12 protein-coding genes are annotated in these 14,457 nt (G+C 63.4%); 8 read left to right on the top strand and 4 right to left on the bottom strand.

Annotated elements, in window-relative coordinates:
• Window positions 1–147: 147 nt before the first annotated feature.
• From ACP2YP_RS38995 to ACP2YP_RS38980, 4 genes are all read left to right on the top strand, one after another.
• On the top strand, window positions 148–954 hold the full coding sequence (locus tag ACP2YP_RS38995) for an ABC transporter ATP-binding protein (protein ID WP_426421579.1): 807 nt from the start codon (window positions 148–150) through the stop codon (window positions 952–954).
• Window positions 951–1,769 (top strand): ABC transporter permease, encoded by an 819-nt coding sequence (locus ACP2YP_RS38990; protein WP_426421578.1) that lies wholly within the window; start codon window positions 951–953, stop codon window positions 1,767–1,769. The genes ACP2YP_RS38995 and ACP2YP_RS38990 overlap by 4 nt, the downstream gene beginning before the upstream one ends.
• Before the next feature lie 120 nt (window positions 1,770–1,889).
• Window positions 1,890–3,218 (top strand): polyhydroxyalkanoate depolymerase, encoded by a 1,329-nt coding sequence (locus ACP2YP_RS38985; RefSeq protein ID WP_426421577.1) that lies wholly within the window; start codon window positions 1,890–1,892, stop codon window positions 3,216–3,218.
• Between the two features lie 320 nt (window positions 3,219–3,538).
• A complete protein-coding gene (locus tag ACP2YP_RS38980; RefSeq protein WP_426421576.1) occupies window positions 3,539–4,378 on the top strand; it encodes a M48 family metallopeptidase in 840 nt (279 codons plus the stop codon).
• A gap of 346 nt (window positions 4,379–4,724) precedes the next feature.
• Here the strand turns inward: ACP2YP_RS38980 and ACP2YP_RS38975 are convergent, their stop codons facing one another.
• Complete coding sequence (locus ACP2YP_RS38975) at window positions 4,725–6,941, bottom strand: transglycosylase domain-containing protein (protein ID WP_426426432.1); 2,217 nt, start codon at window positions 6,939–6,941, stop codon at window positions 4,725–4,727.
• A 169-nt stretch (window positions 6,942–7,110) separates the two neighbouring features.
• Here ACP2YP_RS38975 and ACP2YP_RS38970 point away from each other — a divergent pair, with 169 nt between their 5' ends.
• Window positions 7,111–7,536, top strand: coding sequence for a DUF1330 domain-containing protein (locus ACP2YP_RS38970; protein WP_426421575.1), 426 nt, complete (start codon window positions 7,111–7,113; stop codon window positions 7,534–7,536).
• Window positions 7,537–7,596: 60 nt separating this feature from the next.
• Here the strand turns inward: ACP2YP_RS38970 and ACP2YP_RS38965 are convergent, their stop codons facing one another.
• Complete coding sequence (locus ACP2YP_RS38965; RefSeq protein WP_426421574.1) at window positions 7,597–8,832, bottom strand: ABC transporter substrate-binding protein; 1,236 nt, start codon at window positions 8,830–8,832, stop codon at window positions 7,597–7,599.
• A gap of 148 nt (window positions 8,833–8,980) precedes the next feature.
• Window positions 8,981–9,343, bottom strand: a complete 363-nt coding sequence (locus tag ACP2YP_RS38960; RefSeq protein ID WP_426421573.1) for a DUF1304 domain-containing protein — start codon at window positions 9,341–9,343, stop codon at window positions 8,981–8,983.
• 93 nt (window positions 9,344–9,436) lie between these two features.
• Here ACP2YP_RS38960 and ACP2YP_RS38955 point away from each other — a divergent pair, with 93 nt between their 5' ends.
• On the top strand, window positions 9,437–9,967 hold the full coding sequence (locus ACP2YP_RS38955; protein ID WP_426421572.1) for a methylated-DNA--[protein]-cysteine S-methyltransferase: 531 nt from the start codon (window positions 9,437–9,439) through the stop codon (window positions 9,965–9,967).
• Window positions 9,968–9,977: 10 nt separating this feature from the next.
• Here ACP2YP_RS38955 and ACP2YP_RS38950 read toward each other — a convergent pair whose 3' ends face one another.
• Window positions 9,978–12,767, bottom strand: a complete 2,790-nt coding sequence (locus tag ACP2YP_RS38950; RefSeq protein ID WP_426421571.1) for a [protein-PII] uridylyltransferase — start codon at window positions 12,765–12,767, stop codon at window positions 9,978–9,980.
• A 262-nt stretch (window positions 12,768–13,029) separates the two neighbouring features.
• On the opposite strand from ACP2YP_RS38950, the gene ACP2YP_RS38945 reads away from it, so the two are divergent.
• Together ACP2YP_RS38945 and ACP2YP_RS38940 are read left to right on the top strand one after the other, a co-directional pair.
• Window positions 13,030–13,539, top strand: a complete 510-nt coding sequence (locus tag ACP2YP_RS38945; protein ID WP_426421570.1) for an OsmC family protein — start codon at window positions 13,030–13,032, stop codon at window positions 13,537–13,539.
• A gap of 40 nt (window positions 13,540–13,579) precedes the next feature.
• On the top strand, window positions 13,580–14,383 hold the full coding sequence (locus ACP2YP_RS38940; protein ID WP_426421569.1) for a hypothetical protein: 804 nt from the start codon (window positions 13,580–13,582) through the stop codon (window positions 14,381–14,383).
• Window positions 14,384–14,457 lie beyond the last annotated feature (74 nt).

Genomic DNA, 14,457 nt, shown 5'->3' with positions numbered 1-14,457 from the left:
TCTAGCGGTGCGCGTGTCCGATCACAAACACGCTGGCCCACTGATTCCAACGAGTTACAAGCCTTGGAGTTACAAGCCTTGGAGTTACGAGCCTTGGAGCTACAGGCCTTGCACTCCACCGCGCAATGGCGGAAGAACGCCCCCAGCATGACTGAGAATTCCAAGGCTTCAAGTCGGCCGACTGTCGCGGATGGCGCATTGTCCGCGGCCATCGAGGTCGATCGCCTCGTCAAGCTCTATAAGCAGACCCGTGCGGTGGACGGCATCTCCTTTACGCTTCCCCGCGGCAGCATCACCGGGCTTTTAGGCGGCAACGGCGCCGGCAAGACCACCACCATCGCGATGATCATGGGGTTGGTGCTACCGACCTCCGGCCGCGTCCGCGTGCTCGGGCATCGGATGCCGGAGCAAAGCGCCGAGGTGCTGGGGCGGATGAATTTCGAGAGCCCTTATGTCGACATGCCGATGCGGCTCACGGTGCGGCAGAACCTCACCATTTTCGGCAAGCTCTATGCGGTTAAAAACCTCGCCGACCGCATCGCAAAGCTGGCCTATGATCTCGATCTCAACGACTTCATCGATCGCGCCAACGGCAAGCTCTCGGCCGGGCAGAAGACCCGCGTCGCGCTGGCGAAGGCGCTGATCAACCAGCCGGAGCTCTTGCTGCTCGACGAGCCGACCGCCTCGCTCGACCCGGATACGGCCGACTGGGTGCGGGCGCATCTTGAGCGCTACCGCAAGGACAACAACGCCACCATCCTGCTGGCGTCGCACAACATGCTCGAGGTCGAGCGGCTCTGTGACCGCGTCATCATCATGAAGCGCGGCCGCGTCGAGGACGACGACACGCCGGACGCCATCATGGCCCGCTACAACCGCACCACGCTGGAGGAGGTGTTTCTGGACGTCGCGCGCGGGCGGACGAATGGTGACAGGGAGGAGGCGGGGCGATGAGCGAGCTCACCCTGCATCGCGGCATCTCCGTGCAGCGCATCGGTGCGATGATCCTGCGCTATTGGTATCTCCTGATGTCGTCCTGGCCGCGGCTGCTCGAGCTGTTGTACTGGCCAGCGCTCCAGATCATCACCTGGGGTTTTCTTCAGCTTTACATCGCGCAGAACGCCAATTTCTTCGCGCGCGCCGGCGGCACGCTGATCGGCGCCGTTATCCTCTGGGACATCCTGTTCCGCGGCCAGCTCGGCTTCTCCATCTCCTTCCTGGAAGAGATGTGGGCGCGCAACCTCGGCAACCTCATGATGAGCCCATTGAAGCCGATCGAGTTTCTTTTGTCACTGATGGTGATGAGCCTGATCCGGCTCGCGATCGGCGTCATTCCGATGACGCTGCTCGCCATTGCGTTCTTTCACTTCAATGTCTACAGCCTCGGCCTGCCGCTGATCGCCTTCTTCTGCAATCTGATCTTCACCAGCTGGTCGGTCGGCATCTTCGTCTCGGGTCTGGTCCTGCGGAACGGGCTTGGCGCCGAGAGCATCGTCTGGACGTTGATGTTCGCGATCATGCCGCTCGCCTGCATATATTATCCGGTCAGCGTGCTGCCCACCTGGCTGCAATATGTCGCCTGGTCATTGCCGCCGACTTACGTGTTCGAAGGCATGCGCGCGCTGCTGATCGAAAACACCTTCCGGACCGATTTGATGCTGGATGCGTTGGCCATCAATGCAGTGCTTCTGGTTGCTTCCTTTTGGGCATTCCTTGCCCTTTTGCGCAGCGCCAGGAAGCACGGCTCGCTGCTCGCGGGCGGCGAATAACTCACTTTATCGTGGATTCCTGCTGATTTAACCGCCTGGGCTACGTAGATGTACGGAACCATGGATTGACGCAATATTGCGCATTCGGCAGTATGCTGCGATGCGAAGAGGAATTTGAACATGCCTATTGGTGAGTTTGGCGGCGCGCCGCCCCTGGCGGCAGAAGGCAGCCCGGTCCTGACCACGCCGATGTACTGGATGTACGAGATGGCGCAGGCCTCCCTCAATCCGGCACGTGCGGTCACCGACGCGACCAAGCTGCTGTTTCAGAATCCGCTGAATCCCTGGGCGCGCACCCAGATCGGCAAGTCGGTGGCTGCAGCCTGCGAATTGTTCGAGCGCACCACGCGCCGCTACGGCAAGCCGGAATGGGGCCTCGACGACACCGAGGTCAACGGCGTCCGCGTCCCCGTCGAGGTCCGCTCGGTCTGGGAAAAACCGTTCTGCCGGCTGCTCTACTTCGATCGCAAATTTGCCCGTCCCTTGCGCAGCCCGCAGCCGCGCGTGCTGATCGTGGCGCCGATGTCCGGCCATTACGCGACGCTGCTTCGCGGCACGGTCGAGGCCTTCCTGCCGGCGCATGAAGTCTACATCACCGATTGGGCCGACGCCCGCATGGTGCCGCTCAGCGAAGGCCGCTTCGATCTCGACGACTATATCGATTACGTCATCGAGATGCTGCATGTCCTCGGTGGCAACACTCATGTGATGGCGGTGTGCCAGCCGTCGGTGCCCGTCGTCGCTGCCGTCTCGATCATGGAAGCGCGGCGCGATCCCTTCGTGCCGACCTCGATGACGCTGATGGGGGGGCCGATCGACACCCGCCGCAATCCGACCGGCGTGAACGACCTCGCCCAGGAGCGCGGCATCGACTGGTTCCGCAACCACGTCATCACCAAGGTGCCATTTCCGCATCCGGGCATGATGCGCGATGTCTACCCGGGATTCTTGCAGCTCAACGGCTTCATCAGCATGAATCTCGACCGGCATATGGATGCCCACAAACAGCTCTTCGCCAATCTGGTGAAAGGCGACGGCGATCTTGTCGACAAGCATCGCGACTTCTATGACGAATATCTCGCGGTGATGGATCTCTCGGCCGAGTATTATCTGCAAACGGTCGATACCGTGTTCGTGAAGCACTCGCTGCCGAAGGGCGAGATGACCCATCGTGGAACCCGCGTCGATCCTTCCAAGGTGACGCGCGTTGCATTGATGACGGTCGAAGGCGAGAACGACGACATCTCTGGTCTCGGTCAGACCGAAGCAACGCACGGATTGTGCAGCTCGATTCCGGATCATCGCCGCGTTCATTACGTCCAGAAGGGCGTTGGACATTACGGCGTGTTCAACGGCTCGCGCTTCAAGTCGGAAATCGTGCCGCGCATCCATGATTTCATGGTCTCGGCTGCGAATCCGAGTTCGTTGCAGGCTCTCGCAGCCGAATAAGCGCGTTTTCGAGCGAAGTGGGCACCGGTTCGCGTAAAGAAAACGCGTCAAAACCAGAATCTAGAGCCCATTCCGATTCCATCGGAACGGAAATGGGCTCTAGACGCGTTTTTCGGCTTTCCCGTCGAAAATTCGGGCCCTGCCGGAGGCCTCCGGAGGGCTTGGTTCCCGTCAGATTCGAGGTATTCTGGTAGTCTTGTAGGAGTGAGTCAGCCCTCACCTCTTGGGGGTGCCACATGCGTCCAGCGGGGGCGAAAAATTGGGGTTCCAACCCCAGTCTGTAGGGTCTCCCGGACGCCAGACCCCTGTATATTGGGCAAATGATTTGTTTTTGCGCCGAGCGCTTTCCCTGGCGGCGGTTATGGCAGAATCCGGGCGAACTCTTGCTCCCCGGACTGACAGACATGGCCACTCGCGCGCTCCTCTACCGTCGGCCCCACGAACCAAAGACCCTTGTCATCACCCATGGATCGCAATTCTTTGCGATTCGACTGCGTAGGCACCGCCGAGCGCGCCGTTACACGCTCAGAATTCATCCGAGCGACCGCGAAGCGATCCTCACGATCCCGCCGCGCGGCACGCTCGCCGAAGCCAAGGACTTCGCGCAGCGTCACGGTGCGTGGATCGCGGCTCGTCTTGGTCGTTTGCCGAAGGCTGCACCGTTTCAGCCTGGCACAGTGATACCGCTCCGCGGCGTTCCCCATCGCATCGTGCATCGCGCAGGCAGCCGCGGCACGGTGTGGACCGAAATTCGCGACAGCGGCGAACGCATTGTCTGCGTGGCCGGCGGCCTCGAGCACGTCGATCGCCGTGTCAGCGACTTCCTCAAGCGTGAGGCGCGTCGCGATCTGCAGCGCTCAGCCGAGACCCATGCCGCCGAGCTCGGTGTCAAGGTGAAGCGGCTCTCGATCCGCGATCAGTCCAGCCGCTGGGGCTCCTGCACCTCGGCGGGCTCGCTGTCGTTCTCCTGGCGCCTGATCCTCGCGCCACCCTTCGTGCTCGACTACCTCGCCGCGCATGAGGTGGCCCATCTCGTCGAGATGAATCACTCGGCCCGCTTCTGGCGCGTCTGCGGCAAGGCGTGTCCCTCGATGGAGCGCGCCAAGAAGTGGCTCGACACTTACGGCAATGATCTGCACCGATACGGGGTCGAGGATTAGGGCTGGCTGCTAACGTCTTGGAAGGTGTCATCGCCCGCCTTGTGCGCACTTGCGCACTGGAGCGGGCGATCCAGTATTCCAGAGGCCGTTGTTGTTAAACCGAGACGCCGCGGCGTACTGGATTCCCCGCCTTCGCGGGGAATGACAGCGGAGAATGAGGCGACATCAGCGCGTCTCGTGCGACTCTCGGCCTACGCAACGAAGATTGCGCCACGTCGCCGATTTGCCCCGCCGCATCAACGCCTTCAACCGATCCACCGCGCATCGCACCGGACCACGCCGCCTACTGTGCATGGGGTTGTTTTCGCGGTTTTTGTTTTGAGACCACGACGACCTCCTGCCGAAGCTACCGGTTTCCGCCAAACAGCCGGTCCATCAGCCAGCCATCAAGCCCCGCGGCAGCCTCCGGTCGCACATTGGCGCGCGTCGGCGGTGGGGCACGATAGCCGCCATTGCTGACCGGCGCAGGTCCAGGTGCGGGCGCCGCCTGTGCCGGTGTCGACACCTGCGATGAGATCTGCACGAGGTTCGCCGGCCCCCAATTGCTTTGCAAATTCGGCAAGGCTGCCACCTGCACGCCCTCGTGCGCGGCACGCATGAAGCGGGTCCAGACTTCCACCGGCAGGCCGCCGCCGGTCGCCTTTTTGGTTGGCGAGTTGTCGTCATTGCCGAGCCAGACACCGGTGACAAGGTTGGCAGTGTAGCCGATGAACCACGCGTCGCGATAATCCTGACTGGTGCCGGTCTTGCCGGCCGCCTGCCAGCCGGGGATCTCGGCCTTCTTCGCCGTGCCCGATATCAGCGTCTCCCGCATCATCGTGTTCATCATGCCGACATAGCGCGGCTCGATCACCTGGTTATGCTCGTCGGGCTGGCGCATGTAGAGCAGCTTGCCGTCGAGCGTCCTGATCCGCGTCACCACATGCGGCGCGGCGGCAAAGCCGCCATTGGCGAACGGTGCATAGGCGCCGACCATCTCCACGACAGAGACTTCCGAGGTGCCGAGCGCGATCGAGGCGTTGGGCTCGAGTTTGGAGGAGATGCCGAGCCGGTGCGCGGTGCGCACCACGTTCTTCGGCCCGACCTCGAGGCCGAGGCGGATGGCGACGGTGTTGAGCGACATCGCCAGCGCCTGCGTCAGCGTCACCGCGCCGAAATATTCATGGGTGTAGTTCTCGGGCTTCCAGCCCTTGACCTCGATCGGTGCGTCCTGACGGACGGTGTCGGGCGTCAGCCCCTGCTCCATCGCTGTCAGATAGACGAACGGCTTGAAGGATGAGCCCGGCTGGCGCTTGGCGGTGACCGCGCGGTTATACTGGCTGTCGGAATAGTTCCGGCCGCCGACCATGGCGCGCACCGCGCCGTCAGGCGTCATCGCCACCAGCGCGCCCTGGCTGACATTGAACTTCACGCTCTTGGCCGCGAGCTCGTCGATGACGGCGGCCTCGGCCACGGCCTGGAGTTTCGGATCGATCGTGGTCTCGACCTTGATGCTGTCATCGATCTGCCCGACGAGGTCGTCCAGCACCTCGCCGATCCAATCGGCGACGTAGTTCACGGTGCCGGCGCCGACCGGCTTCACATTGTAGGAGGGATGGCCGATCGAAGCCTGGGCCTGCGCCTCGGTGATGAACTTGGCATCCGCCATCGCCGCGAGCACGATCTGCGCGCGCGCTTCCGCTCCTTCCGGATTGCGGTTCGGCGCAAGGCGCGAGGGCGATTTGACCAGGCCAGCCAGCATCGCGGCTTCGGCGATGGTCACGCTCCTGGCCGGCTTGCCGAAATATTTCTGCGCGGCGGCTTCGACGCCATAGGCGCCGGAGCCGAAATAGACGCGGTTGAGATAGAGCTCCAGAATCTCGTTCTTGGAATGCTTGCGCTCCAGCCAGATCGCGAGCTCCGCCTCCTGCAGCTTGCGCGCCATGGTGCGTTCCTGGGTCAGGAACAGGTTCTTGGCGAGCTGCTGCGTCAGCGTCGAGCCGCCCTGCGACACGCCGCGATGAAGCACGTTGGTGACGAGTGCGCGCAAAATGCCGACCGGGTCGATGCCGAAATGCGAATAGAAGCGGCGGTCCTCGATCGCGATGAAGGCCTTGGGCAGATAGGGTGGCAGGTCCTTCAGCGACACGTTGGCGCCGGCCATCTCGCCGCGCTGCGCCAGCAGGCTGCCGTCCATGCCGACGATCTGGATCGTGGGCGGACGTTTGGGAATTTCCAGCGACTGGATCGGCGGCAGATGGGCGCCGGCCCAGATCACGACGCCGACCACGGCGATCACGCCCCACAGGCTCAGCACGGCGCCCCAATAAACGAGGCGGCCGAGGCCGGCGCCGATGGATGATTTCGACCGGCGCTTGGCGCCGCTGCTTCTGGCCTGTACCTTGCGCTCGCGCGGCGGCTCGTCGTCGGACGGATCGGCTTTGCGTTTGCTGGAGGACTTTTTCGGCTTGTCGTCGCCACCGCCGGGAATGCGATCCGCCGCCGTCAGGCGCAGATCGGCGAGCGCCGCGGGCAAGCCGAACAACGGCTCCTTCCGCCCACCCTTTTTCTTTCCCGACCCCATACGCAAACGCCCGGTCATCCCGCCCCGCCGCACGCTAGCGGTCGCTGTTTAAGGCCCGGTTACTCCGACGTTAACGCGCGATTAGGAGGTGCGGCATTCCCAGGCCGCAGTTCCGCTCATTCCACGGCGGCGCTAGGATCGCGGCCATCAAGAAGAGGGAACCTCACGCATGGGCCATATCGATCCGACCAAGGAAATCTTCGCGCAATTCCGGGACAACGACCGCCCCGGCCCGATCCACATGCTCAATCTGGTGCGGCTGCGCAAGGACGCGGCCTATCCCGACGGCCGCAAGGCCAGCGGCGCGGAAGCCTATGCGGCCTATGGTCGCGAAAGCGGCCCGGTGTTCGAACGCCTCGGCGGCCGCATCGTCTGGCAAGGCAGGTTCGAACTGATGCTGATCGGCCCGCAGGACGAGCGCTGGGACCACTGCTTCATCGCCGAATACCCAAGCGTCGCCGCCTTCGTCGAGATGATCCGCGACCCCGTCTATCGCGAGGCAGTCAAGCACCGCCAGGCCGCGGTGGAGGATTCGCGTCTGATCCGGCATGCGGTGCTGCCGGTCGGGAAGAATTTTGGGGAGATACCGACGTAGGCGCTCCCAAACAAAATCGGCGGCCCGCAGGCCGCCGATTGGATTTTCAGAGCTCGGTGACTAACCCGCCGGTCCGTTATCCTCGATGATCGGTCCGAACAGCTCCCAGCGCTCGCCATTGAACTTCATCATCTGCATCTGCTTGTTGACGCGGTAGTCGTTCGGCCCGGTGTTGATCTTGATGCCGGGCAGCGCGAAGCTCGGGGTGAAGTCCTTGATGTTGGCGACCTGCTTCATGACGTTCTCACGCGACAGGTCGTCGCCGCACTGCTTCAGCACCTGCGTCAGCAGCTCGGCCACCGAATAGGCGTAGGTGTTGACGGTGTTGAGCTTGTCGCCTTCGGGGAAATACTTGTCCATGAAGGCGAAGAAGGCTTTCACGCCGGGATCGTCCTTCCACTGGGGATCGCTGGGCTCCTTGCCGTACTGGGTCGAGATGATGCCCTTGGAGATGTCGAGACCGGCCGGCTTCAGCGTCGCCGAGATCGGGCTCGCATTGATGTCGAGGATATGCACCGGCGTCCAGCCGAGCTCGGCGACCTTCTTGATGGCCTGTGCCGCGAACTTCGGTGTCGAGGCATCGTAGAAAAGATCGGCGCCCAACGACTTCAACTTGACCACCTGCGAGTCCACCGTCGGATCGGTGACCTCGTAGGAGACCTCGCCGACGATCATGCCGGCGGCCTTGTCGCCGAGGCCACTCTTCAGGCCTGCGAGATAGTCTCGGCCCATGTCGTCGTTCTGGTAGAGGACGCCGATCTTGGCGTTGGGATGTTCCTTGAGAATGTACTTGGCGTAGATGCGTCCCTCGGACACGTAGTTGGGATTATACGCGATGGTCCAGGGATAGTTTTGCGGATCGTTGAAGCGCGCAGCGCCGGTCGACGCGAGAAGCTGCGGGATCTTCTTGCCGTTGAGATATTTCTGCACAGCGGCGTTTGCCGCGGTGCCGATGATCTGGAAGGTGAAGAGCACTTCGTCGCCTTCGACGAGCTTGCGCACCTGCTCGACGGTCTTCGGCGGCGAATAGGCGTCGTCATACTGGATCAGGTTGATCTTGCGGCCGTTGATGCCGCCCTGATCGTTGATCATCTTGAAGTAGGCGGCCTGCGTCTTGCCGATATTGGCGTAGACGGAATAGGCGCCGGAGAACGGCACGGTCTGGCCGATCTTGATCTCGGTGTCGCTCGCGCCGGTGTCGTATTTCTTCTGGGCGAGGGCTTGACCTACGAGGCTGGCGGAGAACGCGAAGGCGAGCGCCGCCGTGGCAGCTAGATAGGCTCTGCGAGTCTTCATGGTGGGTTGTTCCTCCTGACGGAATTTTCCGGCCGACGGTCTTTTTCCGTTGCTCGCAACGGTCGCCATCGCTGCCGAAGAGTGTGGAGGAACGCGAAGGGCCGCGCAAGGATCGCGGCGCCGCGCCGTACCGTCTCAGGCCAAAGTCTTAGGCCAGGAGCAATGCAGCCAGGGCGATTGCGGCCGGCAGCGCCTGCACGATCAGGATGCGCGTGCTGACGGTCGCCGCACCATAGGCGCCGGCAACGATCACGCAGAGCAAGAAGAATACCTTGATCTGGAACGCGAAGGCCGGGTTGCCGTGGACGAGACCCCAGATCAGGCCGGCGACGAGGAAGCCGTTATAGAGGCCCTGATTGGCGGCCAGCACTTTCGTGATCTCGGCCTTCTCGGGCGTATTGTGGAAAACCTTCAAGCCCTGCGGCTTGTCCCAGAGGAACATCTCCAGGATCAGGAAGTAGGCGTGCAGTGCGGCGACCAGCGCCACCAGGATATCGGCGACTAGAATCAAGTTGAGCTCCCCCCAAAAGCGTCAGCTTTCGGGTGGACGTTACCATGGCCGGCATGGAAAGTGCGAAGCGTGTTTCGATGCAAGGTGTCGCAAATGGCTGCTCGACCAACCAGGACTCCTGAACATTTCGGCCTCGATCGCCTGGCGACGCCGATCGGGCTCGCGTTGCTCGTCACCGATGCCGACGGCGCGCTGCGGGCGCTCGACTGGGACGATTACGAGCACCGCATGCGCGAGCTCCTGCGCCTGCACCATGGCGCGGTGGATCTGGTTGACCGGCCCGCGCCGGCGGCAATGAAGACTGCGCTGTCGGCATACTTCGAGGGAGATCTCGGTCAGCTCGCACGGATCGAATGGCGCATCGCCGGCACGCCGTTCCAGCAAAAGGTCTGGACTGCGCTCGCGAAAATCCCCGCCGGCACCACGATGAGCTACGGCGCACTTGCCGCAAAGATCGAGATGCCAAGTGCCATTCGCGCTGTCGGCCACGCCAATGGCTCCAATCCGATCAGCGTGGTGCTGCCATGCCACCGCCTGATCGGTGCCGATGGTTCGCTGGTGAAATATGGCGGCGGCCTCGAACGCAAGCGCTGGCTGCTCAGGCACGAGGGCGTGGAGGTTTAGCGCTCCCCCCTCACGCCGCCGGCTGAACCACCTTGTCGTCGGCCATCACACGGGTCAACGCGCTCTTGATTGCGGCCTGGCGAGTCGGCGCGTTGATTTGCGCGCCGAGCAGATCGGTGACGTAGAACACGTCGCGGGCGCGCTCGCCGAAGGTCGCGACATGGGCCGAGGCGATATTGAGGTTGAGCTTGGAGATCGCGGTGGTCAGCTCGTAGAGCAGGCCGGGGCGGTCGAGGCCTGACACCTCGATCACGGTGTAGCGGTCGGACCACTGGTTGTTGATGGTCACTTCCGGCTCGATCACGAAGGGGCGCGCCCTGCTGCGCACGGTGCGCCGCGCCACCACTTCCGGCAAGCGCAGTTTGCCTTCCAGCACGTCCTCGATCATCTCGCCGATGCGCGTGGCGCGCCGGCCCTCGTCCTCGTCGCGGTCGTATTCCCGCGAGATCGAGATCGTGTCCAGCGCACGGCCGTCGGTCGTGGTGTAGATCTGGGCGTCGACGATGTTGGCGCCGGCCGACGCACAGGCGCCGGCAATGATCGACAGCAGCCAGGGATGGTCGGCGGCGAAGATGGTGAGCTCCGTGACGCCGCGCACCTCGTCGAAGCCGACATTGATCGCGAGCTTGTGGCCGGCCTGTTCGCTCGACCGCACAAAGCGGGCGTGGCGAATTTTGCGCGGAAGCTCGACCTTGAGCCAGTAGGCCGGATAGTGCCGGCCGACATAGGCATCGAGCTCGTCCGCCGGCCATTCGGCGAAGGCGTGCCGGAATTCGGCGTAAGCGGCCGTGAGGCGCTTGCCGCGGTCGACCTCCGAGAAGCCGCCGGTCAGCACCGGTTCGGTCTCGTAATAAAGCGAGCGCAGCAGCTGCGCCTTCCAACCGTTCCACACGCCGGGACCGACGCCGCGGATGTCGGCGGTGGTCAGGATCGTGAGCAGCTTCATCTGCTCGACCGACTGCACCACCGCGGCGAAATTCTCGATGGTCTTGCGGTCGGATAGGTCGCGCGACTGCGCGACCGTGGACATCGTGAGATGCTCCTCGATCAGCCACGCCACGAGCTCGGTGTCGGCCGCGCTGAAGCCGAGCCGCGGGCAGAGCCGCCGCGCCACCTTGGCGCCTGCGATCGAGTGATCCTCGGGCCGCCCCTTGGCGATGTCGTGCAGCAGCGTCGTGATGTAGATCACCGAACGATGCTCGGGACGGATCTTGCGCATCAGGTCGCTGGCGAGCGTGAACTCCTCGATGCCGCCGCGCTCGATGTCCTGGAGGAAGCCGACGCAACGGATCAGATGCTCGTCGACCGTGTAGTGATGATACATGTTGAACTGCATCATCGAGACGATCTTGCCGAAGGCGCGGATGAAATGGCCGAGCACGCCGGTCTCGTTCATCCGCCGCAGCACGATCTCGGCGTTGTCAGAGGTCAGGATCTCCATGAACAGGCGGTTGGCCTCGGGATTCTCGCGCATCTGCGCGTTGATCAGGCCGAGCGACCGCGTCACGTCGCGCATCGCGTCCGGGTGGAAGGCGAGGTTGTTCTTCTGCGCCAGGCGGAAGATGCGGATCAGATTGACTGGATCGTGCTTGAAGACGTCGGGCGCGGCGACGCTGATACGGTTGTTGTCGACGATGAAGTCGTCGCTGTCAGGCACGCGCCGCTTCACAGGCGTGGGGCGAAGCCGCGCCATCATCCGGCTCAGCACCGGTGCAGGCTTGGCCTGCTGGTCCTCGAGCTTGGCGCAGAGGATGGCGGTGAGGTTGCCGACTTCCTTGGCGACCAGGAAGTAGTGCTTCATGAAGCGCTCGACGTCCTGCATGCCGGGATGCGAGGTGTAGCCGAGCCGGACCGCGATCTCGCGCTGGAGGTCGAAGGACAGGCGCTCCTCGGCGCGGCCGGAGTAGAAATGCAGATTGCAGCGCACCGACCAGAGGAAGTCGGCGCAGCGGCGGAAGGTGCGATACTCCTGCGCGTCGAACACGCCACGCTCGACCAGCTCGTCGGTGTCGCGGACGCGATAGACGTACTTGGCGATCCAGAACAGCGTGTGCAGGTCGCGCAGCGCTCCCTTGCCGTCCTTGACATTGGGCTCGACCAGGTAGCGCGACTGGCCGCCGCGGCGATGTCGTTCCTCGCGCTCGGCGAGTTTTGCGGTGACGAACTCGGACGCGGTGCCCTGCACCACTTCCCTGTCGAAGCGTTCGACCAGCTCGTTATAGAGCGGCTGGTCGCCGGTGAGGAAGCGCGTCTCCAGGATCGCGGTGCGGATGGTCATGTCGCCGCGCGCCTGCCGGATCGATTCATCGACCGAACGCGTGGCGTGGCCGACCTTCAGCCCCATGTCCCAGAGGCAATAGAGGATGGCTTCGGCGACCTGCTCGCCCCAGGCCGTCTGCTTGTAGGGCAGGATGAAGAGCAGATCGATGTCGGATTCGGGGGCCATCAGGCCGCGGCCATAGCCGCCGGTCGCGACCACCGCCATGCGCTCCGCTCCGCTCGGGATCGGCGAACGGTAGAGATGACGGGTCGCGGCCGAATAGAGGATGCGGATGATCTCGTCCTGCACGTGGCAGAGGCGTTCGGCGCAGCGGCGGCCATGGCGGTCCTTCAGCAGGATCGCCTGCGCCGCGGCGCGCGCGGCGATCAGCTCGGCCTTGAGCAGTTGCGCGGTCGCGGTGCGAAACGTGTCCTCGCGTCCCTGATGCTTTTCGGCAAGCGCATCGACCGCGGCGGTGATCCGCGCGGTGTCGAAGCGATCATCCACCTGTGGCTTATGCTCGGTCGCAACGCTGTCCATGTTCATCCCGAATATAAGAGGTGATGCGTGCTGTCACCCGACATTGGTAAAAAGACAGAGATACGTGCCGGCCTGCCGATTTGGAAGGGCGCGCAGCGGCTGCGGAATATTTGTCTAACATGTTGATCTTGATCAGTTTTTACGTCCACCCCTGTGTTCGCGGCAGCGTTCATGGCAGCCCTCGACCAAACGCGGGCTGACACGATACGGATCGGTCTCTATACCCGGGCCCAGGAAATGAGATTTGGGGAGAAGACGAAAAATGGACGCTGCCCAACTGCGCCAGATGCAGGCCCCGATCAAGGAACGCTACAAGACCGATCCCAAGGCCGCGATGATCACGCTGAAGGCCAAGGGTTCGACCGACGGTGAAGGCATCGCCTGCAAGGTCGAGACCGGCCGCGCCATCGCGATGGCTGGCCTCCATCCCGCCACCGGCGGCTCCGGCCTCGAACTCTGTTCCGGCGACATGCTGCTCGAGGCGCTCGTCGCCTGCGCCGGCGTCACGCTGAAATCGGTTGCGACCGCGATCGAGGTGCCCTTGAAGACCGGTAACGTCTATGCCGAAGGCGATCTCGATTTCCGCGGCACGCTCGGCGTCGACAAGGAGACTCCGGTCGGCTTCGCCGAGATCCGCCTCCGCTTTGAAGTGGACACCGACGCGCCGCAGGACAAGCTCGATCTGCTGCTGAAACTCACCGAGCGCTACTGCGTGGTCTATCAGACCATCAAGAACGGCCCGAAGGTTTCGGTCTCGATGCAGCGGGTGTAGCTGCCACCTTCCCCATCAAGGGGAGGGCAAGAAGAAAAAAATGCCCGCCGAACTGTCGTACATCTTCTTCCTTCTGCTGCGTATGGCGGTTGCGGCCGCCTTCGTGGTGTCGGCGTCGATCATCACCGAGCGCTCGGGCCCGGTGATCGGTGCGCTGGTGGCGACGCTGCCGATATCGGCGGGGCCGTCCTATGTCTTCCTCGCGATCGACCATGACGCTGCCTTCATTGCGCAGGGTGCGCTATCGAGCCTCCCGGTTAACGCCGCCACGATCTTCCTGGGGCTGACCTATGTCGTGCTGGCGCAGCGGCACAGCTTTGCCGTGAGTGTCGGAAGCGCGGTGGCGGTGTGGATCGTGCTGGCATCCATCATCCGACTGTTCGACTGGACTTTGACGGCCGGGCTCGCCGTCAACCTGGTCGCCTTTGGGATCTGCATTCCGCTGCTTGCACAGTACCGGCATGTGAAGATGCCGCTGGTGACGCGCCGCTGGTACGATATTCCGTTCCGCGCCGCGTTGGTCGCAACCCTGGTCGCGATCGTGGTCTCGACTTCGGGCTGGGTTGGCCCGCGCGTCTCCGGCGTCATCGCGCTCTACCCGATCGTGTTCACCAGCATGATGGTGATCCTGCATCCCCGCATCGGCGGCCCTCCGACCGCTGCCGTGCTCGCCAATTCCGCCTGGGGCCTGCTCGGCTTCGGCATGGCGATTGCGGTGCTGCATGTGGGGACCGCAAACTTCGGCTCCGCGATAGGCCTCAGCACGGGCCTCGCCACCTGCATCGTGTGGAATCTGACGCTGTGGTGGATGGGGCGAAGGAAGCGGTTGGCGGTGGCTTCGTAGGGTGGATTGGCGAAGCGTAATCCGCCGGCTTGCTTTCCGCGGGGACAGACCGCGGTGGGTTACGCCAGCGGACT

Source organism: Bradyrhizobium genosp. A, assembly GCF_049949275.1.
Lineage (GTDB): Bacteria > Pseudomonadota > Alphaproteobacteria > Rhizobiales > Xanthobacteraceae > Bradyrhizobium.
Note: the sequence above shows the minus strand (reverse complement) of the source record. Positions and strands in the feature narration are given on the sequence as shown.